General features: G+C 71.3%; 10 protein-coding genes and 2 pseudogenes. All 12 read right to left on the bottom strand.

Annotated features, from left to right (window positions below; genetic code table 11):
- Window positions 1-70: 70 nt before the first annotated feature.
- Window positions 71-4117: pseudogene (locus G6N56_RS02180) on the bottom strand (type I polyketide synthase); the annotation flags it as partial.
- A 1-nt stretch (window position 4118) separates the two neighbouring features.
- Entirely contained in the window at window positions 4119-10469 is a 6351-nt protein-coding gene (locus G6N56_RS02175) for a type I polyketide synthase (RefSeq protein WP_085256884.1), read from the bottom strand.
- 25 nt (window positions 10470-10494) lie between these two features.
- The gene (locus G6N56_RS02170; protein WP_085256885.1) at window positions 10495-11556 is read right to left on the bottom strand and encodes a type III polyketide synthase; all 1062 of its coding nucleotides are present in this window, start codon (window positions 11554-11556) and stop codon (window positions 10495-10497) included.
- Between the two features lie 102 nt (window positions 11557-11658).
- Window positions 11659-13068, bottom strand: a complete 1410-nt coding sequence (gene argH, locus G6N56_RS02165; protein WP_085256886.1) for an argininosuccinate lyase — start codon at window positions 13066-13068, stop codon at window positions 11659-11661.
- 103 nt (window positions 13069-13171) lie between these two features.
- Window positions 13172-14368, bottom strand: coding sequence for an argininosuccinate synthase (locus G6N56_RS02160; RefSeq protein WP_085256887.1), 1197 nt, complete (start codon window positions 14366-14368; stop codon window positions 13172-13174).
- Window positions 14369-14383: 15 nt separating this feature from the next.
- The gene (locus G6N56_RS02155; RefSeq protein WP_085256888.1) at window positions 14384-14878 is read right to left on the bottom strand and encodes an arginine repressor; all 495 of its coding nucleotides are present in this window, start codon (window positions 14876-14878) and stop codon (window positions 14384-14386) included.
- Entirely contained in the window at window positions 14875-15801 is a 927-nt protein-coding gene (argF, locus tag G6N56_RS02150) for an ornithine carbamoyltransferase (protein ID WP_085256889.1), read from the bottom strand. Before argF ends, G6N56_RS02155 begins: the two co-directional genes overlap by 4 nt.
- Window positions 15794-16939, bottom strand: coding sequence for an acetylornithine transaminase (locus G6N56_RS02145; protein ID WP_232069420.1), 1146 nt, complete (start codon window positions 16937-16939; stop codon window positions 15794-15796). The genes argF and G6N56_RS02145 overlap by 8 nt, the downstream gene beginning before the upstream one ends.
- Before the next feature lie 38 nt (window positions 16940-16977).
- Window positions 16978-17865: an acetylglutamate kinase gene (gene argB, locus G6N56_RS02140; RefSeq protein ID WP_085256891.1), complete on the bottom strand. Its 888-nt coding sequence runs from the start codon at window positions 17863-17865 to the stop codon at window positions 16978-16980.
- A complete protein-coding gene (gene argJ / locus G6N56_RS02135; RefSeq protein WP_085256892.1) occupies window positions 17862-19076 on the bottom strand; it encodes a bifunctional glutamate N-acetyltransferase/amino-acid acetyltransferase ArgJ in 1215 nt (404 codons plus the stop codon). The genes argB and argJ overlap by 4 nt, the downstream gene beginning before the upstream one ends.
- A pseudogene (gene argC / locus G6N56_RS02130) lies at window positions 19073-20132 on the bottom strand (N-acetyl-gamma-glutamyl-phosphate reductase). Before argC ends, argJ begins: the two are co-directional and overlap by 4 nt.
- A gap of 143 nt (window positions 20133-20275) precedes the next feature.
- Complete coding sequence (locus G6N56_RS02125) at window positions 20276-25093, bottom strand: PE family protein (RefSeq protein WP_163645076.1); 4818 nt, start codon at window positions 25091-25093, stop codon at window positions 20276-20278.
- Window positions 25094-25356: the final 263 nt, after the last annotated feature.

Below are 25356 nucleotides of genomic sequence, written 5' to 3'. Positions count from 1 at the left end.
TCCACTCCGTCAGGAGGTCCTCCCACTTTCAAGCAGGCACGCCGTTAACAACCTCCCGGGTCACGACAGCTAACCGCCACACCGTCGGCCGGTCCGGCAGCCGCAGCATCGGATGCGGGCGCAACGGCCGCAGCCGGGCGCGGTGGGCGACGCCGTCGCGTACCACCACTTGCGGCTCGCCGCAGGCGATCACGGCGCGGAGGTCGACTGATCCGTCGGAGTCGACCAAGATCACCCGGCCGGGATGCTCGGCCTGCGCCGACCTCGCCAGCCCCCACACCGCCGCGCCCGCCGGGTCCGTGACGTCCTCGCCGGCCAATCCGGTGGCCCCGTGCGTCAGCACCACCAGTGGGCCGGCGCCACCCGCCGACAACCGGGACTGCAACACGCCCAGCGCCTCGTGCACGGCCGCGCGGACCGAACCGGCCGGCCCCAGCTCCCACACGTCCGGGTCCGCGCCGTCAGAAGCGCGGTCCGGCAACGCAACCGGCGACCACTCGACCTCGAACAGCCCGGCGCCCCCGTGGCCGACGGCCGCCGACAACTGCTCGGCCGACACCGGGCGCGTCACCAGCTCGCGCGCCGAGAGCACCGCCGACCCGGCCGGGTCGGCGATGTCCACCGACACCGCCCCCGCACCGGCCGGTGCCAGCCTCACCCGCACCCGCGTCGCGCCCGTCGCGTGTAGGCACACCCCCTGCCAGGAGAACGGCAACGCCGCCCCGGCCCCCTCGTCGACCACCCCCAGCGCGTGCAGCGCGGCGTCCAGCACCACCGGATGGATGCCGAACCCGGCGGTCGTCACGCCGGCGTTCCCGGGCACCTCCACCTCGGCGAAAACCTCGTCCCCACGGCGCCACACCGCCCGCAGGCCCCGGAACGCCGGGCCGTACCCGAAGCCCCGGTCCGCCAGCCCGTCGTAGGCACCGGTCAGGTCCACCGCCTCGGCGCCCGCCGGCGGCCACACCGACAAGTCGGCGCCCGGCGCCCCCGGGCCCGGGCGCAAGACGCCGACCGCGTGCAGCACCCATTCCGAATCCGATTGCGCCGCGGACGAGTACACCGACACCGGGCGCGACTGGTCCTCGCCCGCGCCGTCCACCACGACCTGCACCCGCACCGCACCCGACGCCGGCAGCACCAACGGCGCCGACAGCGTCAGCTCCTCGATCACCGCGCAGCCGACCTCGTCGCCGGCGCGCAGGACCAACTCCACGAATCCCGCCCCCGGGAAGAGCGCGGTCCCGGCGACGGCATGGTCCGCCAGCCACGGCTGGGCGGCCACCGACAGCCGGCCCGTCAGCACCACCCCGCCCGAATCGGGCCGCTCCACCACCGCGCCCAGCAGCCCGTGCGAGGCACCCGCCAGGCCGACGACGCCGACGTCGCGCAGGCCCACCGCCTCGGGCGGAAGCCAGTACCGGCGCCGCTGGAAGGCGTACGTCGGCAGATCCGCGCGTTTCGCGTCCAAGCCGGTGAACGTCGCGGCCCAGTCCACGCCGACGCCAGCGGCGAACACCTGCCCGGCGGCCAGCAGGACGGACTCGGCCTCGGGGCGGTCCTTGGCCATGGAGATCACCGCGGTCGTCTCGGCCGCCTCCCGGATCGACGCCGTCAGCGCCGCCCCGGGCCCGACCTCCACGAACAGCCCGGCTCCCATCGACCCGGCGGCCTGCACGCCGTCGAAGAAGCGCACGGGCCGGCGGACATGCTCGACCCAGTACGCCGGCGTCCCGTACCCGGGACCGGCCGCTTGCCCGGTCAGGTTGGACACCAGCTCGATTCGGGGTTCGCCGGCAGAAACCGCGGCCGCCGCGGCGGCGAACTCCTCGAGCATGGGGTCCATCAGCGGGGAATGAAACGCGTGGGAGACCGCCAACCGATGCACCCGGCGGCCCTGGTCCGCCAACCGGTCGGCCGCCGCGTTCACCGCGGAGCGTTCCCCGGACAACACCACGGCCCGCGGCCCGTTGACAGCCGCGAGGGCGACACCCTCGCCCAGCAGCGGCAGCACCTCGGCCTCGCCGGCGGCCACCGCCACCATCACGCCACCGTCCGGCAGCCCGGCCATCAGCCGGCCGCGCGCGGCGACCAGGCGCGCCGCGTCGGCCAGGGACAGCACCCCGGCGACGTGCGCCGCGGCGATCTCCCCCACCGAATGGCCCAGCACCACGTCGGGCACCACGCCCCAGGACCGCCACAACGCCGCCAGCGCGACTTCGATCGCGAACAACGCCGGCTGGGCAAACTCGGTGCTCTGCAACAGCTCCGGGTCGGTGCCCCACATCACCTCGCGCAGCGGCAAGCGCAGGTGCGGGTCCAGCTGCTCGGCGGCCTCGTCCAGCGCGCGGGCGAACGCGGGGAAGCGTTCGTACAGCGCCGCACCCATCCCCAGCCGCTGGGAGCCCTGGCCGGGGAACGCGAACACGATCTTGCCCGTCGGCCGCGCCCGCCCCAGCACCACGGCCCCGCCCGGCTCCCCGGCGGCCAGGCCGGCCAGCGTCGACGTCAGCGCGTCGGCGTCGGCGCCCACCAGCACCGCGCGGTGCTCGAACACCGCCCGGGTGGTCGCCAGCGACCAGCCCACATCGACGGGGTCCGGATTCGTTCCGAGGTGGGCCACCAGCCGCCCGGCCTGCGCGGCCAGCGCCTCGGCGGAGCGGCCCGACACCACCCAGGCCACGTCCGGCGCCGCGGTGCGGCGTTGTGGCACGGCGGCTTCCGGCTCCGAGGCGGTCTCCGGCGGGGCCTCCTCCACGATCACGTGCGCGTTGGTCCCGCTGATGCCGAACGACGACACCCCCGCGCGCCTCGGGCGCTCGCCGGTGGGCCACGGCCGGGCCGCGGTGAGCAGGCCCACCGCGCCCGCGGACCAATCCACGTGCGGCGAGGGCGAATCCACGTGCAGCGTCGCCGGCAGGACGCCGTGCCGCAGCGCCTGGACCATCTTGATGACGCCGGCCACCCCGGCGCCGGCGGAGGTGTGGCCGATGTTCGACTTGATCGATCCCAGCCACAGCGGCCGGTCCGCCGGCCGATCCTGACCGTAGGTGGCCAGCAGCGCCTGGGCCTCGATCGGGTCGCCCAGGACCGTCCCGGTGCCGTGTCCCTCCACCGCGTCGACGTCGGCCGCGCCGAGCCCCGCGCTGGCCAGCGCCGCCCTGATGACCCGTTGTTGGGACGGGCCATTGGGGGCGGTCAAGCCGTTGGAGGCGCCGTCCTGGTTCACCGCGGACCCGCGCAGCAGCGCCAGCACCGGGTGCCCGAGGCGCCGGGCGTCGGCCAATCGCTCCAGGACCAGCACTCCCGCGCCCTCCGACCACGACGTCCCGTCCGCGGCGGCGGCGTACACCTTGCAGCGACCGTCGGCGGCCAGCGCCCGCTGCCGGCTGAACTCGACGAATGCGGCGGGGGTGGCCATCACGGTCACACCGCCGGCCAGTGCCAGGTCGCACTCGCCGGAGCGCAGCGACTGCGCCGCCAAGTGCATCGCCACCAACGACGACGAGCAGGCCGTGTCGATCGACACCGCCGGGCCCTCCAGCCCCAGCACGTATGCCACCCGGCCGGACGCCACGCTCAGCGTGGAGCCCGTGAGGCCGTAGCCTTCCAGCTCGCCCTTGACCTCACCGCCGTAGCCGGCGTGGATGACCCCGGCGAACACGCCGGTCGCCGAGCCGCGCAATCGGGTCGGGTCGATTCCGGCCCGCTCCAACGCTTCCCAGCAGATCTCCAGCATCAGGCGCTGCTGCGGATCCATGGCCAGCGCCTCGCTGGGTCCGACGCCGAAGAAGCCGGCGTCGAAATCCCCGGCGTCCTGCACGAAGCTGCCGCGGCGGGTGTAGGTCTTGCCCGGGGCGTCGGGGTCGGGATCGAACAGCGCGTCGACGTCCCACCCGCGGTCGGCGGGGAAGTCCGATACCGCGTCGCGACCGTCGGCGACCATCCGCCACAGCGCTTCCGGAGAATCCACCCCGCCCGCGTAGCGGCAGCCCATGCCGACGATGGCCACCGGCGCGGATTGCCGGCCTTCGAGCTCCGACACGCGTCGCCGGGTGCGCCTGAGGTCGGCCGTAAGGCGCTTCAGGTAATCGAGATGCTTGTCGGTGCCCGGCATGTCAGGATCCCAGTTCCTCGTCGAGGATCGCGAAGAGTTCGCTTTCGGTGGCGGCCTGCAGGTCGTCGTCCAGGTGGTCGGCCGCCGGGGTCCCCAGGAGCTGCTGAACGCGCGCCCGGGCCGCCGCCTTTTCGGCCGGGTCCCAGCCGGGGCTGTCGAGCAGCGCGCCCAGTTCGGTTGCGACGTCGTTGAACCGGGCCATCGGGCCGGGCGCGGCGGCGGCATGGGCAAGGTGGGTGTCGAGGTGCCCGGCCAGGACGGACGGCGTCGGGTAATCGAAGATCAAGGTGGGCGAAAGGGTTAGTCCGGTGGCTGTTTTCAGCCGGTTGCGCAGCTCGACGGCGGTCAGCGAGTCGAAGCCCAGCTCCTGGAATGAGCGGCCGGGGTCGACGTCCGCGTCCGGCAGGCCCAATACGGTGGCGGCGTTGCCGCGGACCAGGTCGACCAGGTGCCGCTGCCGGGCGTCAGGGCTCATCGCGTGCAGGCGCGCGGCCAGGCCGGTTGTGGAGGCGGCGGCCGTGTCGGCGACGACCCGCCGGGCCGGGCGAGCTGACAGGTTCCGCAGCAGGGGCGGCAGCCCGTCGGCGTTGGCGGCGAGCGCCGCGCGGTCCAGGTGCGCGGCCACCAGCACGGGACGGTCCACCAACATTGCGGTGTCGAACGCGTCCAGCGCCTGCGCGGTGGTGAGGGGGGCGAGCCCGATCCGGCCCATCCGCGCCTTGTCGCGATCACCCAGGTGCGCAGTCATCGCCGACGCCTGTTCCCAAAGCCCCCACGCCAGCGACAAACCGGGCAGACCATGCGCGCGGCGGTGGGCGACGAGGCCGTCAAGGAAGCTGTTCGCCGCCGCGTAATTGGCCTGCCCCGCGGTGCCCACAGTCCCGGCCATCGACGAGAACACCACGAAGGCCGACAGATCGTGCTGCCGGGTCAGCTCGTGCAGATACCATGCGCCGTCGACTTTGGCCCGCAGCACCGCGTCCACCCGATCCGCGGTCAACGAGGAGATCAGCCCGTCGTCGAGGACACCCGCGGCGTGCACCACCGCCCGCAGGGGGTGCTCCGCCGGGATCCGGGCCAGCATCCCCGCCACCGCGTCGCGGTCGGCGACGTCGCAGGCCACCACCGACACCCGCGCCCCGGCATCGGTCAGCTCGGCCACCAGCTCGCTGACCCCGCGCGCGTCAGCGCCGGCCCGGCTGGCCAGCACCACGTGAGCCACCCCATACCGCTCGACGAGGTGGCGGGCCAGGGCCGAACCGGCCATGCCGGTGCCCCCGGTGATCACCGCGCTGCCCCCAACCAGGCCGCCACACCCGCTGAGCACACCGTCCGGGCCGTCCGGGAAGGTGAGCACGACCTTGCCGATATGCCGCGCCGAACCGACGTACCGATACGCCGCGGGCGCGCACCTGACGTCAAACGCCCTCAGAGGCAACGGTTTCAGTGCACCGTCGGCCATTAGCCGCAGCACCTCGGCAAGCATGTCCGCGGTCCGGTCGGGGCCGACCTCGATGAGATCGAACGCCCGGTACCGCGCGCCCCGGTACTGTTCGGCGACAGCCTGTGGGTCGCGGGGGTCGGTCTTGCCCATCTCGACGAAATGCCCGCCGGGGGCCAACAGCCGCAGCGACGCATCGGTGAACTCGCCGGCCAGCGAGTTGAGTACGACGTCGACGCCGGCCCCGCCGGTAACGGACCGGAACTTCTCCTCGAAATCCAGCGTGCGGGAGTCGCCAATGTGCTCCTCGTCGAAACCCATGGCGCGCAACGTGTCCCATTTGCCCCGGCTGGCCGTGGCGAATACTTCGGCGCCGCAATGCCGGGCCAGTTGCACCGCCGCCATGCCGACCCCGCCGGTCGCGGCGTGCACCAGCACGCGCTGCCCGGCGCGCAGGCCCGCCAGGACCGACAACCCGTAGAACGCCGTCAGGAACACCACCGGAACGCTCGCGGCCCGCGCCAACGACCACCCCGCAGGCACCGGCGCCAGCAGACGCGCGTCGACCACCGCCTCGGACCCGACCACCCCGAGCAGCCCCAGCACCGCGTCGCCCACGGCCAGCCCCGTCACGCCCGGCCCGACCTCGAGCACGCGTCCGGCGCCCTCGGCGCCCAGCTGACCGCCCCCGGGGTACATCCCCAACGCCACCAGCACATCACGGAAGTTGACGCCGACCGCGGCCACCGCGACCCGCACCTGCCCCGGCGCCAGTACGGCCCGCGGGCATCGGCGCACCACCAGGTCCTCGAACGTGCCCGCACCCCCGGGCCCCAACCGCCACTCCGGTGGCAACCTCAGCAGCGGCCGCGCCGCCAGGGGCGCCAGCCGGGCCGCGTACGCCGCGCCGTCGCGGATGATCACCTGGGGCTCGCCGGAGTCGAGGACCCCCGCCACATCCAGCGAGTCGTCGGAGTCGACCAGCACGACCCGGCCCGGATGCTCGGCCTGCGCGGAACGCACCAGCCCCCATACGGCCGCCCCCGCCAGGTCCGGGACGTCATCGCCGGCGAGCGCGACAGCCCCGCTGGTCCGCACCACCAGCACACCGGACGCCTCGCCGGTCAGCCAGGACTGCAGCACCTTCAACGCCTCGGTGGTCGCCGCGTGCACCGACCGCACCACGTCAGGTGCGGCGCTCGGCAATTCCCACACCACCACGCCGTCGCGAACATCGTTTTCCACCAATGGAATCGGGGCCCACTCCAGGCCCAGCAGGCCCGCCAGGTCGTCCCCGGACGTCGCGGCGCTTGGCAGCCGCCCGGACGCGAGGGGCCGCATCGCCAGCGACCGGACCGACAGCAGCGGCAGCCCGCGCGCGTCGGTCAGGTCGACCGACACCGCCCCGTCACCCGCGGGCGCGATGCGGACCCGCGCCCGCCGTGCGCCCGCCGCGTGCAGCGACACCCCTTGCCACGAGAACGGCAGGACCGTTTGCTGGTGTTCGCTCGCGACCCCGAGCGCGTGCAGTGCGGCGTCGAGCAGCACCGGGTGCACGCCGAAGCCGCCGCCCTGCACCCCGTCGTCGGGCACGGCGACCTCGGCGAAGACCTCGTCGCCGCGCCGCCACAGCGCCCGCAGGCCTCGGAACGCGTGGCCGTAGTCGTACCCTCGCTCCGCCAGCCGCTCGTAGGCCCCGATGACGTCGACCGGCGAGGCACCCACCGGCGGCCACACCGACAGGTCACCGGCCGGCGGCACGGGCGCCACGCTCAACGTCCCCTGCGCGTGCCGCGCCCAGGCCGAATCGTCGTGTGCGGCGCACGAATACACGGACACATCGCGGCGCCCCGATTCGTCGGGGCCCACCACCACCTGGATCCGCACCGAACCGGCCGCGGGCAGGACCAGCGGGGTCGCCAGCGTCAACTCCTCGATCGCCGCGCACCCGACCTCGTCGCCGGCCCGCACGGCCATCTCGACGAACGCCGCCCCCGGCAAGATCACGGTCCCGCTCACCGCGTGATCGGCCAGCCATGGCTGCGCGACCGTCGAGATCCGGCCCGTCAGCACCACCCCGCCCGAGTCCGGCCGCCGGAGGATTGCGCCCAGCAGTCCGTGCCCGGCGGCCGCCAGGCCCATGCCCGCGGCGTCGGAAGAACCCGCAAAACCGCCGGGAAGCCAGAACCGTTGCCGGGCAAAGGCATAGGTGGGCAGGTCAACGCGCCGCCCACCGAACCCCGCGAGGGCGGACCGCCAGTCGACACCCACCCCCGCCACGTGCGCCTGGCCGACCGACGCCCAGAAGCGTTGCAGCCCTCCGTCGTCGCGGCCCAACGACGGGATGACGACGGGCTCGTCGCCGCCCCGGCAGTCCGCCCAGATCTGCTCGATCCCGGCGGTCAGGATGGGGTGCGGGCTGCATTCGACGAACGCGCCGTACCCGGCGGCGCAGGCCGTGCGTACGGCGCGCTCGAACTGCACCGTCTCCCGGATGCTTTGGTACCAGTACGCGGCGGTCAGGCCGGCGCCGTCCATGCGCTCACCGGTCACGGTGGAGAAGAACGCTACCGACGACGACCGCGGCGCGAGGCCGGCCAGCGCATCGGCCAGTTCCGCGCCAATCGCCTCGACCTGTGCCGAATGTGATGCGTAGTCGACGTCGATGACCCGGGCCCGGACGCCTTCGGCCTCGCAGCGGCGCATCAGCTCCGCCAGGGCGTCCGTCGCCCCGGAGACGGCGACCGCCGAGACGCCGTTGACGGCCGCGACGTTGAGCCGATCGCCCCAGGGAGCGATCAGCTCCCGGGCCTGCTGCGCCCCGCACGCCAGCGACACCATGCCGCCCGCGCCCGATAATCGCAGCAGCAGCCGGCTCCTGAGCGCCACGACCCGGGCGGCGTCCTCCAGCGACAGCGCCCCGGCCACGCAGGCGGCGGCGATCTCGCCCTGCGAGTGCCCGATAACCGCGTCGGGTGTCACGCCCACCGACCGCCACAGTTCGGCCAGCGACACCATCACCGCCCACAGCGCCGGCTGCACCACGTCCACCCGGTCCAGGCCGGGCGCACCCGGCGATCCGCGGAGCACGTCCACCAGCGACCACTGCACGTGCTCGGCCAGCGCCTTCTCGCAGCGATGCAGGTGCTCGGCGAAAACCGATGACGCGTCGAGCAATTCGGCCCCCATGCCGGCCCACTGGGAGCCCTGGCCGGGAAACACGAAGACCGTCCTGCCGACCGCGCCCGCCCGGCCGACCACCACGCCCGCGCCGGGCTCACCGGCCGCGAGGCCCGCCAATTCGCCCTCGCGGTCCCCGCCGACCAGCACCGCGCGATGCTCGAACTGGGGTCGCGTCGACACCAGCGACCAACCCACGTCGACCGCGCGCGACTCCGGGTGGGCTTGCACGTGTTCCAGAAGCCGCTCGGCTTGGCGGGCCAGCGCGTCCGCCGATCGTGCCGACACCACCCACGGCACGGGCACGTCGTCGCCATCGGCGGCGGCAACGTCCGAGGGCGGCTCCTCCAGGATCACGTGCGCGTTGGTCCCGCTGATCCCGAACGACGACACGCCCGCGCGGCGCGGCCGGTCCCCCGCGGGCCAGGGTCGCGGTTCGGTCAGCAACGACACCGCCCCGGCCGACCAGTCGACGTGCGGCGTCGGCTCGTCCACGTGCAGGGTCTTCGGCATCAGCCCATGCCGCATGGCCTGCACCATCTTGATGACGCCGCCCGCGCCAGCCGCCGCCGAGGTGTGGCCCATGTTGGATTTGATCGAGCCCAACCACAGCGGCCGGTCGGCCGGTCGGCCCCGCCCGTACGTAGCCAGCAGCGCCTGGGCCTCGATGGGGTCGCCCAGCGTCGTCCCGGTCCCGTGCCCCTCGACCACGTCCACGTCGGCCGTGTTCAGGCGCGCGTTGGTCAGCGCCGCGCGGATCACCCGCTGCTGCGACGGCCCGTTGGGCGTCGCCAGCCCGTTGGAGGCGCCGTCCTGGTTGACCGCCGACCCCCGGAGCAGCGCCAGGACCTGATGCCCCGACCGCCGGGCGTCGGCCAGCCGCTCGAGGACCAGCACCCCGACGCCCTCGGAGAACCCCGTCCCGTCGGCGGCGCCCGCGTACGCCTTGCACCGGCCGTCGACGGCCAGCGCCCGCTGGCGGCTGAATTCGACGAACATGGCCGGGGTGGCCATCACGGTCACACCCCCGGCGAGCGCCAGGTCGCATTCTCCCGAGCGCAGCGACTGCGCCGCCAGGTGCAGGGCGACCAACGACGACGAGCACGCCGTGTCGACCGACACCGCCGGGCCCTCCAGCCCCAGCGCGTAGGCCACCCGGCCCGAGGCCACGCTCAGCGTCGAACCGCGCAGCCCGTACCTCTCCAGGTCCCCCGGCACGCGCCCCTGGCCGCCGTACGAGCCGTGAAAGATGCCGGCGAACACGCCCGTCTGTGAACCGCGCAACGCGAACGGGTCGATGCCGGCGCGCTCCAGCGCCTCCCACGACACCTCCAGCAGCAGGCGCTGCTGGGGATCCATCGCGAGCGCCTCACTGGGCGCGATGCCGAAGAACGCGGCATCGAAATCAGCGACGTCCGCCAGGAATCCTCCGCAACGGGTGTAGGACTTCCCCACCGCGTCGGGGTCGGGATCGAACAGCCCCGCCAGGTCCCAACCGCGGTCGGCCGGGAAGTCCGACACCACGTCGCGGCCGCGCACCACCATCTCCCACAGGGCCTTCGGCGAGTCCACGCCGCCGGGATAGCGGCAGGCCATCCCCACCACCGCGACCGGCTCCGGTGCGGCCTCCGCGATCACCGACAGGTACTGGCGGTTCTCCCGCTTCAGACGCTCGTTTTCCTTCAGCGTTTTGCGGAGCGCCTTGACGAGCTCATCGTGATTGCCGTTCACATCTTCAGGCCCAACAGGCGGCGCCTCACGGCCAGCGCAGCAAGACGAGTTCGGAGCAGAAGCCGGGTCCCATCGCGATCATCAGCCCGGGGCTGTCGGTGGGCGCCTTTTTGGCGATGGTGTCGCGCAGCACGTGCAGCACCGACGCCGACGACAGATTGCCGATCTCGCCCAGCGACCGCCACGTCAGCTCCAACGCCTGCGGAGACAGGTCCAGGCTCGCGTTGATGGCCTCGATCACCTTCGGACCGCCGGGGTGGCTGACCCAGGCGCCGATGTCGGTGGTGCTCAGGCCGTGCGCGGCCAGGAATCCGGTGACATCGTCGTGCAGGTATTGCTCCACGACGGCCGCAACGTCCTTCGACAGCACCAGCTCGAATCCGGTGGCGCCGACGTCGTAACCCATGGTGCGCAGCGAGTCGGGGTAGAGGTGGCTGCGCGAATCGACGATCCCGGGCCCGCGGGCGTCCACCTCCTCGGCGCGCCGATCGCCGACGGCCACCACCGCTCCGGCCCCGTCGGCGAACAGGGCGCTGCCGACGAGCCCCGCGAGCGACGGCTTGTAGCCGGGGTACGTGAGCGAGCACAGCTCTACCGACACCAGGGCGGCGGCGCCGTCGGGGGCCCCACGCAGGTAGTCGTGCAGGCGGGCCACCCCGGCCGCCCCGGCCACGCAGCCCAGGCCGAACAGCGGGACCCGGCGCACGTCGTCGCGCAGACCCAGCCGGCCTGCGATGCGCGCGTCCAGTGAAGGCACCGCCAGGCCGGTGACCGTCGTGGTGATCAGGACGTCCAGGTCCTGGGGCCGCAGCCCGGCCTCGTCGAGGGCGCCCGACAGCGCCTCGCAGCCGAGGTCCACGGCGTTGTCGATGAAGATCCGGTTGGCCATCCCGAAGTCGGTGAGCGCCGGATACCGCTCCAGCGGCAGCACCAGGTGGCGGCTGTTGACCTTGGCGCTGGCGTGCAGCTGCCGGACGATGTCCTCGTAACCCTCGAAGTCGGGAATGCTGATGAAGAAGTCGGTGAGCTCGCGCTGCGAGTAGCGATAGGGCGGTAATGCACCGAAGACTCCGGCGACGACGCTCATTCAGCCCACCCCTTGGCGACGAAGATCCGGACCGAAGGATTCTGCCGGACGCTCAGACCGGCTATTTTAGCCCGCTCAGGCCGCCCGGCACCCAGACCGCCGTCACGTGAGCCGTACCCGGAGCGCCTCGCCCCTGGCCAAGACCCCCTCGAGCTGCTCGGCGACCCGCTGCGGCGCGGTGCCGCCCCTGGCGTCCCGCGACGACACCGACCCCTCGATGGTCAGCACCTCCCTCACCCGCGGCGTCAGCGCGGGGCTGATCGCGGCCAGCTCGTCGTCGGTCAGCTCGTCGAGCCCGACGCCGCGCCCCTCCGCGGTGCGCACGGCGGCGCCGGCGGCCTCGTGCGCGGAACGGAACGGAACACCTTGCCGGACGAGCCATTCGGCGATGTCGGTGGCCAGCGTGTAGCCGGCCGGGGCGAGGGCCGCCATGCGTTCGGTGTCGAATGTCAGGCTGGCCACCAGGCCCGCCATCGCCGGCAGCAACAGCTCGAGCTGGGCCACCGAGTCGAACACCGGCTCCTTGTCCTCCTGCAGGTCGCGGTTGTAGGCCAACGGCTGGGCCTTCAGCGTGGCCAGCAGTCCGGCGAGGTTCCCGATCAGCCGGCCCGCCTTTCCGCGGGCCAGCTCGGCGATGTCCGGGTTCTTCTTCTGCGGCATGATCGAGCTGCCCGTCGACCAGGAGTCGTGCAGCCGGACATATCCGAATTCGGTCGAGCTCCACAGGATGATGTCCTCGGCCAGCCGGGACAGGTCGACGGCGATCATCGCAAAGACGAACGCGGCCTCGGCGGCGAAGTCGCGGGCGGCGGTCGCGTCGATCGAGTTGTCGGCGGCGGCGGCGAACCCCAGCTCCGCGGCGATGGCGTCCGGGTCGAGGCCGAGTGACGAGCCGGCCAGCGCGCCCGAACCGTACGGGGAGACCGCGGCCCGCTTGTCGAAGTCCAGGATGCGGTCGACGTCGCGCAGCAATGGGTGGGCGTGGGCGAGCAGGTGGTGGGCCAGCAGGACCGGCTGGGCCGACTGCAGGTGCGTCTTGCCGGGCATGATCGCGGCCGGGTGTGCGGCGGCCTGGGCGGCCAGCGCGCCGACGACGTCCAGCGCGCCGGCCGCGACCCGGCGGACCGCGTCGCGCAGCCACATCCGGAACAGGGTGGCGATCTGGTCGTTGCGGGACCGGCCCGCCCGCAGCCGCCCGCCCAGGTCGGTACCCACCCGGTCGATCAGCCCCCGCTCGAGCGCGGCGTGCACGTCCTCGTCGCTGGGCAGGGGGCCGAAGCTGCCGTCGGCGATGTCCGCCGCGAGGCTGTCCAGCCCGGCGAGCAGGCCGTCGCGCTGCTCCTCGGTGAGCAAGCCGGCCCGGTGCAGGATCACGGTGTGGGCCCGTGACGCCGTGATGTCGTAAGGCGCCAGCACCCAGTCGAAGTGGGTGGACTTGCTGAGCGCGGCCAGCGCGTCGGACGGGCCGTCGGCGAATCGCCCACCCCAGAGCGACCCCTCGCGGGTGCTCACTTTTTTAGGCCGAGCAGACACAAAAGCAGGTGTGCGCCCGGCGTGTCGTGTCCTTTTGCGTCTGGTCGCCGGGCCGGGCCCGGCGAACACCGCTGGACGAACGTCACTGGTGGTCCCGGCGGGCGGCGATCTTGGACGACAGCCCGTGCACGTAGACGAAGCCCTTGGCCGCCGACTGGTCGAAGTTGTCGCCCTCGTCGTAGGTGGCGAGGTTGAAGTCGTACAGGGATTCGGCGCTGCGCCGGCCGTTGACGGCGATGTGGCCGCCGTGCAGCACCAGGCGGATCTCGCCGGACACGTGCTCCTGCGTGGTGGCGACGAAGCTCTCCAGCGCCACCTTCAGCGGCGAATACCACAGCCCGTCGTAGACCAGCTCGGCCCAGCGCTGATCGGTGTGGCGCTTGAACCGGCCCAACTCCCGCTCGAGGGTGACGTGCTCGAGCTCGGTGTGCGCGGTGATGAGGACCATTGCGCCCGGCGCCTCGTAGATCTCGCGGCTCTTGATGCCGACCAGCCGGTCCTCGACCACGTCGAGGCGCCCGACGCCCTGCGCGCCGGCGCGGTGGTTGAGCTCCTCGATGGCCTGCAGCACGGACACTCCCCTGCCGTCGATGGACACCGGCACGCCGCGCTCGAACCCGATGATCACCTCGTCGGGGGTGCTCCAGTTGACGGTGGGGTCCTCGGTATAGGCGTAGATGTCCTTGGTGGGGGCGTTCCACAGGTGTTCCAGGAAGCCCGTTTCCACCGCACGGCCCCACACGTTCTGGTCGATGGAGAACGGCGAACGCTTGGTGACGTTGATGGGGATGCCGTTCTCCTCGGCGAACGCGATCGCCTTCTCGCGGGTCCAGGCGTAGTCACGGACGGGCGCGAGCACCTCGAGATCCGGTGCCAGGGAGGCGAATCCGACCTCGAACCGGACCTGGTCGTTGCCCTTGCCGGTGCAGCCGTGCGCGACGATGCCGCCGCCGTGCTCACGGGCGGCCGCGACCAGGTGCTTGGCGATGAGGGGCCGGCTGATCGCCGAGACCAGTGGGTAGCGGTCCATGTAGAGCGCGTTGTTCTGCACGGTGGGCAGGCAGTAGCCCTCGGCGAATTCGTCGCGGGCGTCGACGACGACGGCCTCCACGGCGCCGCAATCCAGGGCACGCTGGCGGACGACCTCCATGTCTTCGCCGCCCTGACCAAGATCGATCGCCACGGCCACCACCTCGCGGCCGGTCTCTTTGCCGATCCAGCTGATCGCCACCGAGGTGTCCAGGCCGCCGGAATACGCCAGGATGACGCGCTCTGACATCAACCAATCTCCTTCTTAGGTAAGGCTTTCGAGGGTGCGGGCCAGCTCTGCGCCGGTCATCGGGTCCCGGGCCGCGACGAAGACGGTGTCGTCACCGGCGATGGTGCCGACGACGTACGGTAGTGCCGCCCGGTCGATTGCGCTCGCCAAGTAGTTGGCACCACCGGGCGGGGTGCGCAGCACAGCGAGGTTCGCGCTCGCGTCGGCCGACACCAGCAGCTCGCCGAGCAGCCGGGACAACCGCGCGGTGCCACCCGATACGCCCCGCACCGGGCTGCCGTCCTCAGGTACGACGTAGACGCCGACCCCGCCGTCGGCGCCGCGCAGCTTCACCGCGCCCAGCTCTTCGAGGTCGCGGGACAGTGTGGCCTGGGTGACGTCGATGCCCTCGCCGGCCAGCCGGGCCGCCAGTTCACTCTGGCTGCTGATCGAGGCCGACGACAGGATCGCCACGATGCGGTCTTGCCGGCCGGCCCGCGTGATGTCGTGGGTGGTCTTCGCGCGGGTCATCGGCGCCGCTCCAGCAGCCACGCCAGCAGCGCCTTCTGGGCGTGCAGCCGGTTCTCGGCCTCGTCCCAGACGGCGCTGGCCGGCCCGTCCATCACCTCGTCGGTGATCTCTTCGCCGCGGTGTGCCGGAAGGCAGTGCAGCACAACGACTTCGGGGTCCGCTAGGCCCAGCAGCCGCTCGTTGACCTGGAACGGCCGGAACGGTTTGACGCGATCAAGCCCGTCGCCCTCCTGCCCCATCGAGGTCCAGGTGTCGGTGACCAGTACGTCGGCGCCGCGGGCGGCGGCATCCGGGTCGGCGGTGAGGGTGACCGAGCCGCCGGTGGTCTCGCCGCGCCGCTCGGCCGCGGCCACCAGCGCCCGGGCGGGCGCGAACCCGGTGGGAGCGGCGACGGTGACGTGGATGCCCGCGGTTACCCCGCCCAGCATCAGCGAGTGGGCCATGTTGTTGGCACCGTCGCCCAGGTAGGACATCCGAAGTCCCGCAAGCGAACCCTTGCGCTCGGTGAGGGTCTGCAGGTCGGCCAGCACCTGGCACGGATGGAACTCGTCGGACAGCGCGTTGACCACCGGAACCGTCGCCGTCTTAGCCATCGCCTGCAGCCGGTCCTGGCCGAACGTCCGCCACACGATCGCGTCGACGTATCGGGACAACACCCGCGCCGTGTCTTCCAGGGTCTCGTCGCGGCCCAGTTGGGTGCTGCGGGCGTCGACCACGACGGCGTGCCCGCCGAGCTGCGCGATGCCGAGCTCGAACGAGAACCGGGTGCGGGTCGAGTTCTTGTCGAACAGGACCGCGACGCCGCGCGGCCCCTCCAGCGGGCGAGCGCTGAACGGGTCCTTCTTCAATTCGGCGGCCAGCTGCAGGATCTCGGCCTGTTCGTCGGGCGACAGGTCGTCGTCGCGCAGCAAGTGCCTAGGCATCTGCGGCCTTACCCAGGATGCCCGGCAGCGCGTCGGCGAAGCCTTCGATCTGCGCTTCGGTGACGATGAGCGGGGGCGCCAACCGGATGACGTCGGGTGCGGCGGCGTTGATGAGGAATCCGGCCTCCCGTGCGGCCGCGTCGGCCTCCTTCGCTCGTGGCGCGCTCAGCACCACGCCCCAGAGCAGGCCCCGTCCGCGCACGTGGTCGATCAGCGGGTGGTTGAGCGCTTCGATGCTGTGACGCACCGACTTGCCCAACACCTCGGCGTGCCGGACCAGGTCTTCGGCGGCGATCGTGCGCAGCACCGCCAGCGCCGCCGCGGTGCAGATCGGGTTTCCGCCGAAGGTGCTGCCGTGCGACCCCGGCGTCAGCAAGTCGGCCGCCGGGCCGGTGGCCAGGCAGGCCCCGATCGGCAGCCCGCCGCCGAGCCCCTTGGCCAGCGTCACGACGTCCGGGGTGATCCCGTCATGCTGGTGCGCGAAAAAGGCGCCCGTGCGGCCCATTCCGGTCTGCACCTCGTCAAGGACCAGCAGGGCGCCGTGGCGCGTTGTGACTTCGCGGGCGGCGGCCAGGTACCCCTCTGGAGGGACGACGACCCCGCCTTCCCCCATGATCGGCTCGAGGAACACCGCGGCGGTGTCGTCGCCGACCGCGGCGGCCAAAGCATCGGTGTCACCGTACGGCACGAAAGTGACGTCGCCCGGCAGCGGTTCGAACGGCGCACGCTTGGCCGGCTGGCCGGTCAGCGCCAGCGATCCCATCGTTCGGCCATGGAAGGCCCCTTGTGCGGCAACCAGTTTCGTACGACCGGTGAGCCGGGACAGCTTGAACGCCGCCTCGTTGGCCTCGGCGCCGGAATTGCAGAAGAACACCCGCGTCGGCGTGTCGGCGGCCAGCAGGGCGACCAGCTCCTCGGCCAGCGCGATACCGGGTTCGGTCGCATACAGATTCGAGGTGTGGCCCAACGTCGCCATCTGGTGCGCGACGGCCTCGATGACCGCGGGATGCCGATGGCCGAGCACGTTGACCGCGATGCCCGCGAGCAGGTCGAGGTAGGTCTTGCCGTCGACGTCCGTGACCAGGGCGCCCTCGCCGCTGGCCAGCGCGACCGGCGGCGTGCCGTAGTTGTTCATCATCACGGCTTCCCACCGCCGCTGGAGGTCTTCCGTCGCCGTCACGCGCTCACCACCTTGGTGCCGGTGCCCGCGTGCGTGAAGAGCTCGACCAGGACGCAATGCTTGACCCGGCCGTCGATGACATGCGCGCTCGGCACCCCGCCGGTGACGGCACGCAGGCACGCTTCGACTTTGGGAATCATGCCCGCCTCCAGCGTGGGTAGCAGTTGGGACAGTGTGGCAGTGTCGATTTCGCTCACGAGCGAGTCCGTGTTGGGCCAGCTGGTGTACAGGCCTTCGACGTCGGTGAGCATCAACAGCTTCTCGGCTCGCAGCGCCTCGGCCAACGCCGCGGCCGCGGTGTCCGCGTTGATGTTGTAGACGACGCCTTCGGCATCGGGCGCGAGGGTCGACACCACGGGGATGCGGCCCGCGGCGATCAAGTCGAGAACCGCCGCGGTGTTGACCAGTTCGACGTCGCCGACCAGGCCGATGTCGGTGGCCACCCCGTCGACGATGACGCTGCGCCGGACGGCGGTGAACAGCTGCGCGTCCTCACCGGTGATACCCACGGCGTAGGGGCCGTGGGCGTTGATCAGATTTACCAGTTCGCGGCCCACGTGGCCGAACAGCACCATCCGCGCGACGTCGAGCACCTCGGGCGTCGTGACCCGGAAGCCGCCCTTGAAATCGCCCTCGATGCCCAGCCGGCGCAGCATCGCACTGATCTGCGGTCCGCCGCCGTGCACGACGACGGGATGGATGCCGCAGTTCCGCAGGAACGCCATGTCGGCCGCGAAGGCGTGTTTCAGCGTCTCGTCGGTCATGGCGTTACCGCCGTATTTGACGACGACGATCTTGCCGTGCAGCTGCTTGAGCCACGGCAGGGCCTCGGCCAGCACCTCGGCCTTGATCTGCGTCGGCAGGTCTTCGGTGGCGCGGGTCATGAGCTGTAGGCCGAGTTCTCTTCGACGTAGCCGTGCGACAGGTCGGTGGTGCGGATGGTGGCCGAGGCGGCGCCGACACCCAGGTCGACGGTGATGTCGACGTCGGCCGCCGACAGGTCCACGTCGCGGGCGCCGGGCGCCCCGGCCCCGTCGATGCACACTGGAAAGCCGTTGAAAGACACGGCGATTCGGTTGGGGTCGAGCGTAACGGGCGCCATCCCGACGGCGGCGAGGACGCGTCCCCAGTTGGGGTCCGAGCCGAACACGGCCGTCTTGACCAGGCTGTCGCGGGCGACCACCCGCGCGGCGGCCAGGGCGTCGTCCTCGGAGGCGGCGCCCGTCACGGTGACGGCGACCCGTTTGGTGACGCCCTCGGCGTCGGATTGCAGCTGGGCGCACAGGTCGTCGCACACGCGCAGTATGGCCTCGTCGAGGTCGGCCTGGGCAGGGGCGATCCCGCTGGCGCCGGACGCCAGCAGCAGCACGGTGTCGTTGGTCGAGCAGGCACCGTCGATGTCGAGCCGGTCGAAGGTGCGGGCGGCGGCGTGCCGCAACGCCCGGTCGAGGGCACCCGAGTCGGCGACCGCGTCGGTGGTCAGCACGCACAGCATGGTGGCCAGCGAGGGCGCGAGCATGCCGGCGCCCTTGGCCATCCCCCCGACGGTCCAGTCCCCGGGGTGGTGCAGCGCAACCTGTTTCGGCACCGTGTCGGTGGTCATGATCGCCTGGGCGGCCTCGTCTCCGCCGCTCAGTCCGCCGGCCATGTCCTGGACGATCTGCCGCACGCCGGCGAGCACCTTGTCCATCGGCAACCGGTCCCCGATCAGTCCGGTGGAACAGACCGCGACTTCGATGGCCCCGGTTTCGGTGCCCCAGTCCGACAATGCCGCCGCGACGGCCTCCGCGGTGGCATGGGCGTCCTGGAAGCCGCCGGGCCCGGTGCAGGCGTTGGCACCCCCGGAATTGAGGATCACCGCGCGCAACTCGCCGGTCGTCAGCACCTGCTGCGTCCACAGCACCGGCGCGGCCTTGACCTTGTTGCGGGTGAACACGCCGGCGGCCGCGTAGTCGGGTCCTTCATTCAAGACCAGGGACAAGTCGCGGGCCCCCGACGCCTTGATGCCCGCGGCGATGCCCGCGGCCCGGAACCCCGCCGGGGCGGTGACGCCCTGCTCGCGCACCAGGCGCATGGCGCTGGCCACTTCCGTCATGGCGCCACCCCGACGACCGAAAGTCCTTCCGTTTCAGGCCAGCCCAGCGCGAGGTTCATCGACTGGACGGCAGCACCGCCCGTGCCCTTGACCAGGTTGTCGATCGCGACGATCGCGACGAACGTCTCGGCCGCCTCGTCCACCGCGACCGCGATGTGCGCGGCGTTGCTGCCTATCACCGCACCGGTGCGGGGCAACTGCCCCTCGGGCATCAGATGGATGAAGGGCTCGGCGTGGTAAGCCTTCTCGTAAGCGCCGCGCAGCTGTGACAGCGGTGATCGGGTGCGCGCGGTGCAGGTCGCCAGGATGCCGCGCGAGGTGGGAATCAGCACCGGCGTGAACGACACCGTGACGTCGCGGTCCGTGACCATTTCCAAGCCCTGGGCGATCTCTGGAGTGTGCCGATGCGCTCCGCCGATGTTGTAGGCCCGCGCCGACCCGATGACCTCCGAGCCGAGGAGGTCGGTCTTGGGGGTGCGACCGGCTCCCGACGCGCCGCTGACGGCGACGACGGTGACGGCGGGCTCGATGAGGCCCTCCGCCATGGCGGGCCACAGGCCGAGCAGCGCCGCGGTCGGGTAACAGCCCGGCACCGCGATGCGGCGCGCGCCGCGCAGCCGCTCCCGGCCGGCGGGCAGCTCCGGAAGCCCGTAGGGCCAGCTACCCGCGTACGGGGACCCGTAGTACCGCTCCCACGCGGCGGCGTCGGTGAGCCGGAAGTCGGCGCCACAGTCGATGACCAGCGTTTCGTCGTCGAGCTGGTCGGCCAGGGCCGCCGAATGTCCGTGCGGCAACGCCAGAAAGACCACATCGTGACCGGCGAGCACGGACAGCTCCGTGGGCTCGAAGACCCGTTGCGCCAATGGCGTCAGGTGCGGGTGATGCTCCGCCAGCGTGCTGCCGGCGCTGGCCGCCGCGGTCACCGCACCGATCGTGATGCGGCCGTCGCCGTAGCGCGGATGCCCCAGCAGCAGTCGCAGGATCTCTCCACCCGCGTAGCCGCTCGCACCGGCGACTGCCACCCTTGTTTCGTCGGCCATTTCGACGATTCTGCATGCTTATGCAGAAGATTGCAAATCCATTCGACTGCGGCTCGTGCCTGGCATGACAGCGCCGCGGAGCGCCGTGTCGGTCGAGGTCTCGCTTGGGGACGAGACCGGCGCCGACAGGGCTCCGGGGCGCTGGGGCTTACCCGCGGATCAGGCGGCTATGCCGATGCCCAGGCTGGCGTTGATGGCGGCCTGGAGGGAGGCCCCCAGGTCGGTCAGCGCGGCTTCCAGGGAGGCCGTCAGACCACCAGTCGTCTGAGCCAGCCCGCCGACGGCGTCCTCGAGCCCGAGCGCGAGGGTCTCACCGGTCTGGAACAGACCCGGGAAGGCAACCCCGACGCTCGCCTCGAGGCCCGTGCCCAGGGCGTCCGCCACGGCCTGGGTGGTGTCCACCCAGATGGTGGCCAGCGTGCCACCGGTCTGCGCGAGACCGCCCAGTCCGGCGCCGAGGCTCGCCCCGAGGGTCTCGCCGGCGTTGACCAGGCCGGCCAGACCACCGGTGAGGCCGCCTGCCAGCGACCCAGTGGCATTCAGCAGGCCGTTCAGGGCCCCGCCGAGGCTGGCGCTCAGTGCCGCGTTGATCGTCAGCCCCAGGTTGGGGAGCGACAGGGTCGGCAGCGCGGCGAAGAAGTCGGCGGCCAGGTTCGCCCCCGTCTGGATCGCCGTGTTCAGGCCCGCCGTGATGTTGGTGGCCAGGTCACCCAGGCCGGTGACGAAGTTACCGGCCAGCGTCGCACCCGTCTGGATCAACCCGTTGAGATTGGCACCCAGGTTCAGGCTGCCGCCCAGCATCGCGTTCAGCGATGCACTCAGCCCGTTAAGCGAAGCGCTCAGTGAGCCGCTGATCCCGTTGAGCGCGGCGCTCAGCTCCACACCCAGGTTGCCCAGGTTCGGCAACGCGAACGGCGGGAGGGTGATCGGCGGCAGACCCGGCAGCGCCAGGTTCCCCGACAGCAGCGCGTTCAGGGCGGCGTTGATGTCAGCACCGATGTCCGGCAACGCAATCGGCGGCAACGCCGGGAACGTAATCGGCGGCAGACCCGGCAACGCCAGGTTCCCCGTCAACAACGCATTGAGCGCCGCATTGATGTCAGCACCGATGTCCGGCAACGCAATCGGCGGCAGCGCCGGGAACGTGATCGGCGGCAGGCCCGGCAACGCCAGGCTGCCCGACAACGCCGCGTTCAACGCCGCGTTCAGCGACGCACCCAACCCGTTCAGCGACGCACTGAGCGAACCACTGATCCCATTGAGCGCCGCACTGAGCTCAACACCCAGACTGCCCAGGTCCGGCAACGCCGGGAAGGTGATGGGCGGCAACGTGATCGGCGGGAAGCCCGGCAACGCCAAGTTACCGGTCAACACCGCATTAAGGGCCGCGTTGATGTCAGCACCGATGTCCGGCAACGTCAGCGGCGGCAGGGCCGGCAGCGTGATCGGCGGCAGACCCGGCAACGCCAGGCTGCCCGACAGCAACGTGTTAATCGCCGCATTGATGTCAGCACCGATGTCCGGCAACGCAATCGGCGGCAACGCCGGGAACGTGATCGGCGGCAGACCCGGCAACGCCAGGCTGCCCGACAACGCCGCATTCAACGCCGCGTTCAGCGACGCACCCAACCCGTTCAGCGACGCACTGAGCGAACCACTGATCCCATTGAGCGCCGCACTGAGCTCAACACCCAGATTGCCCAGGTCCGGCAACGTCAACGCCGGCAACGTGATCGGCGGCAAGCCCGGCAACGCCAAGCTCCCCGACAGCGCCGCGTTGATCGCCGCATTGAGGTCGGTACCGAGCGCCCCCAACGACAGGGTCAGCGACGGCAGGCCCGGCAGGGTGATCGGCGGCAAGCCCGGAATCGTCAAGCTGCCCGTCAACAACGCGTTGAGGGCGGCGTTGATGTCGGTACCGAGCGCACCCAGCGACAGGGTCAGCGACGGCAGGCCGGGCAGGGTGATCGGCGGGAAGCCGGGGATCGTCACGCTGCCCGTCAACAACGCGTTGAGGGCGGCGTTGATGTCAGCACCGATATTCGGCAGCGTCAACGGCGGCAGCGCCGGGAACGTGATCGGCGGCAGGCCCGGCAACGCCAGGCTGCCCGACAACGCCGCGTTCAACGCCGCGTTCAGCGACGCACCCAACCCGTTCAGCGACGCACTGAGCGAACCACTGATCCCATTGAGCGCCGCGCTCAGCTCAACACCCAGACTGCCCAGGTCCGGCAACGCCAACGGCGGCAAGGCCGGGAACGTGATCGGCGGGAAGCCCGGCAGCGCCAGGTTACCGGTCAACACCGCATTGATGGCGGCGTTGATGTCAGCACCGATGTTCGGCAACGAAATTGGCGGCAGGGCCGGGAACGTGATCGGCGGCAGACCCGGCAACGCCAGGTTGCCCGACAGCAGCGCGTTGAGCGCCGCGTTGATGTCAGCACCGATGTCCGGCAACGTCAGCGGCGGCAACGCCGGGAACGTGATCGGCGGCAGACCCGGCAACGCCAGGTTCCCCGTCAACAACGCATTGAGCGCCGCGTTGATGTCAGCACCGATGTCCGGCAACGCAATCGGCGGCAACGCCGGGAACGTGATCGGCGGCAGACCCGGCAACGCCAGGCTGCCCGACAACGCCGCGTTCAACGCCGCGTTCAGCGACGCACCCAACCCGTTCAGCGACGCACTGAGCGAACCACTGATCCCATTGAGCGCCGCACTGAGCTCAACACCCAGACTGCCCAGGTCCGGCAACGCCGGGAAGGTGATGGGCGGCAACGTGATCGGCGGGAAGCCCGGCAACGCCAAGTTACCGGTCAACACCGCATTAAGGGCCGCGTTGATGTCAGCACCGATGTCCGGCAACGAAATTGGCGGCAGGGCCGGCAGCGTGATCGGCGGCAGACCCGGCAACGCCAGGCTGCCCGACAGCAACGTGTTAATCGCCGCATTGATGTCAGCACCGATGTCCGGCAACGCAATCGGCGGCAACGCCGGGAACGTGATCGGCGGCAGACCCGGCAACGCCAGGTTCCCCGACAACAACGCGTTCAGGGCGGCGTTGATGTCAACACCGATGTCCGGCAACGCAATCGGCGGCAACGCCGGGAACGTGATCGGCGGCAGACCCGGCAACGCCAGGCTGCCCGACAACGCCGCATTCAGAGCCGCGTTCAGCGACGCACCCAACCCGTTCAGCGACGCACTGAGCGAACCACTGATCCCATTGAGCGCCGCACTGAGCTCAACACCCAGATTGCCCAGGCTCGGCAACGTCAACGCCGGCAACGTGATCGGCGGCAGACCCGGCAACGCCAAGCTCCCCGACAGCGCCGCGTTGATCGCCGCGTTGATGTCCGCGCCAAGTTGGGGCAGCGTCGGCAGGGTGAGCGGCGGCAGGCCTGGGAAGGTGAACGGCGGCAGGCCCGGCAGCGTCAGGCTGCCAGTGAGCAAGGCATTGAGCGCACCGCTGAGGTCAGTCCCGAGGGCGCCGAGCGACAGCGTGATCGGCGGGAGGCCGGGTAACGTGAAGGCCGGCAGCCCGGGGATCGTGATCGGCGGCAGACCTGGCAGCGCCAGGCTGCCCGACAGCGCCGCGTTGAGCGCCGCGTTGATGTCAGCTCCGATGTCCGGCAAGGAGATCGGCGGCAGGGCCGGGAACGTGATCGGCGGCAGACCCGGCAACGCCAGGCTGCCCGACAGCGCCGCATTCAGAGCCGCGTTCAGCGACGCACCCAACCCGTTCAGGGACGCACTCAGCGAGCCGCTGATGCCATTGAGTGCCGCGCTCAGCTCCACGCCCAGGTTGCCCAGGTTCGGCAACGCAATCGGCGGCAGCGCCGGGAACGTGATCGGCGGCAGACCCGGCAACGCCAGGTTGCCCGACAGCAGCGCGTTGAGCGCCGCGTTGATGTCAGCACCGATGTTCGGCAACGCAATCGGCGGCAACGCCGGGAACGTGATCGGCGGCAGACCCGGCAACGCCAGGTTGCCCGACAGCAGCGCGTTGAGCGCCGCGTTGATGTCAGCACCGATGTTCGGCAACGCAATCGGCGGCAACGCCGGGAACGTGATCGGCGGCAGACCCGGCAACGCCAGGTTGCCCGACAGCAGCGCGTTGAGCGCCGCGTTGATGTCAGCACCGATGTTCGGCAACGCAATCGGCGGCAACGCCGGGAACGTGATGGGCGGCAGGGCGGGCAATGCCAGGTTGCCGCTCAACAAGGCATTGAGCGCGCCGTTGAGGTTGGCCCCGAGGTTGCCGGCCAAGTTGGCGCCGGTCTGGAACAACCCGGCGAGACTGCCGTTCACGCCGGCGTTGAGTGCCGCGCTGATGTTGGCGGCGAAGTCTGCGTTGAGCAGCGCGGCCAGCGCGGCGTTGGCCTGGGCGACCAGCGGACCACCGAGGGCCGACAGGCTTGCGCCGGCGTTTTCCAGAGCGAGCCCGGCCTGCGTGATTGCATTGCCCGTCGCGACCAGACCGCCACCGATGCTCGACAAGATGAATCCGCCGGTCTGGGCGGCGACTCCGCCGATGCCGGCGCTGAGCAGCGTCCCGATGGTGGGCCCAAGGCTTGCCCCGAGGCTGGTGCTCAAGCCGCCCGACAGCGACGCGCCGAGCGAGGCGCCAAATCCGGACAGCGCGGCGCCGAGGTCCGCGGCCAGATTGCCGCTTCCGGAGAGGAACGCCGCCGAGTTGGCCACCTCGGCACTCGCATATGCGGCCGCGCCACCACCCAACGCGTTGACGAACGCGTTGTGGAACGCCCCGACTTGGGCGTTGAGGGCCTGGAATTCCTCACCGAAGTTTCCGAACAGCGAGGCGATCGCGGCCGACACCTCGTCGCCGGCCGCCGGCACCAGTCCGGTTGTCGGCGCGACGACCGCTTGCGCGACCTCATCCAGCGCCGAGCGGATGCCCGCCAGGTCCTGCGCTGCAATCTCGACTACATCTGGTACCGCGAATACGAATGACATGTCCATCTCCCCACGACAAATGAACGACTAGGGCCCGACGAGTCGAGGCAGACTTGAGGGTAATTACGCCGAGTGGAATTGATCCGAAAACCATAGTTTTCAGATACACCGGTTCGGACGCCTGCGTTCCGGAATGTCGCTGTGCGAGCGCATCCGTCGTGCTCTGTACGTGGGTTCGGTGCGGGGTCCCTCAGGACTGAAAATAGCGGTCCGCTGGCGAAATCGGAAGCCGTTCTTAGAGCTTTTTTGTACGAGCGTCTTGT

The organism is Mycobacterium saskatchewanense (assembly GCF_010729105.1).
GTDB lineage: Bacteria > Actinomycetota > Actinomycetes > Mycobacteriales > Mycobacteriaceae > Mycobacterium > Mycobacterium saskatchewanense.
Note: the sequence above shows the minus strand (reverse complement) of the source record. Positions and strands in the feature narration are given on the sequence as shown.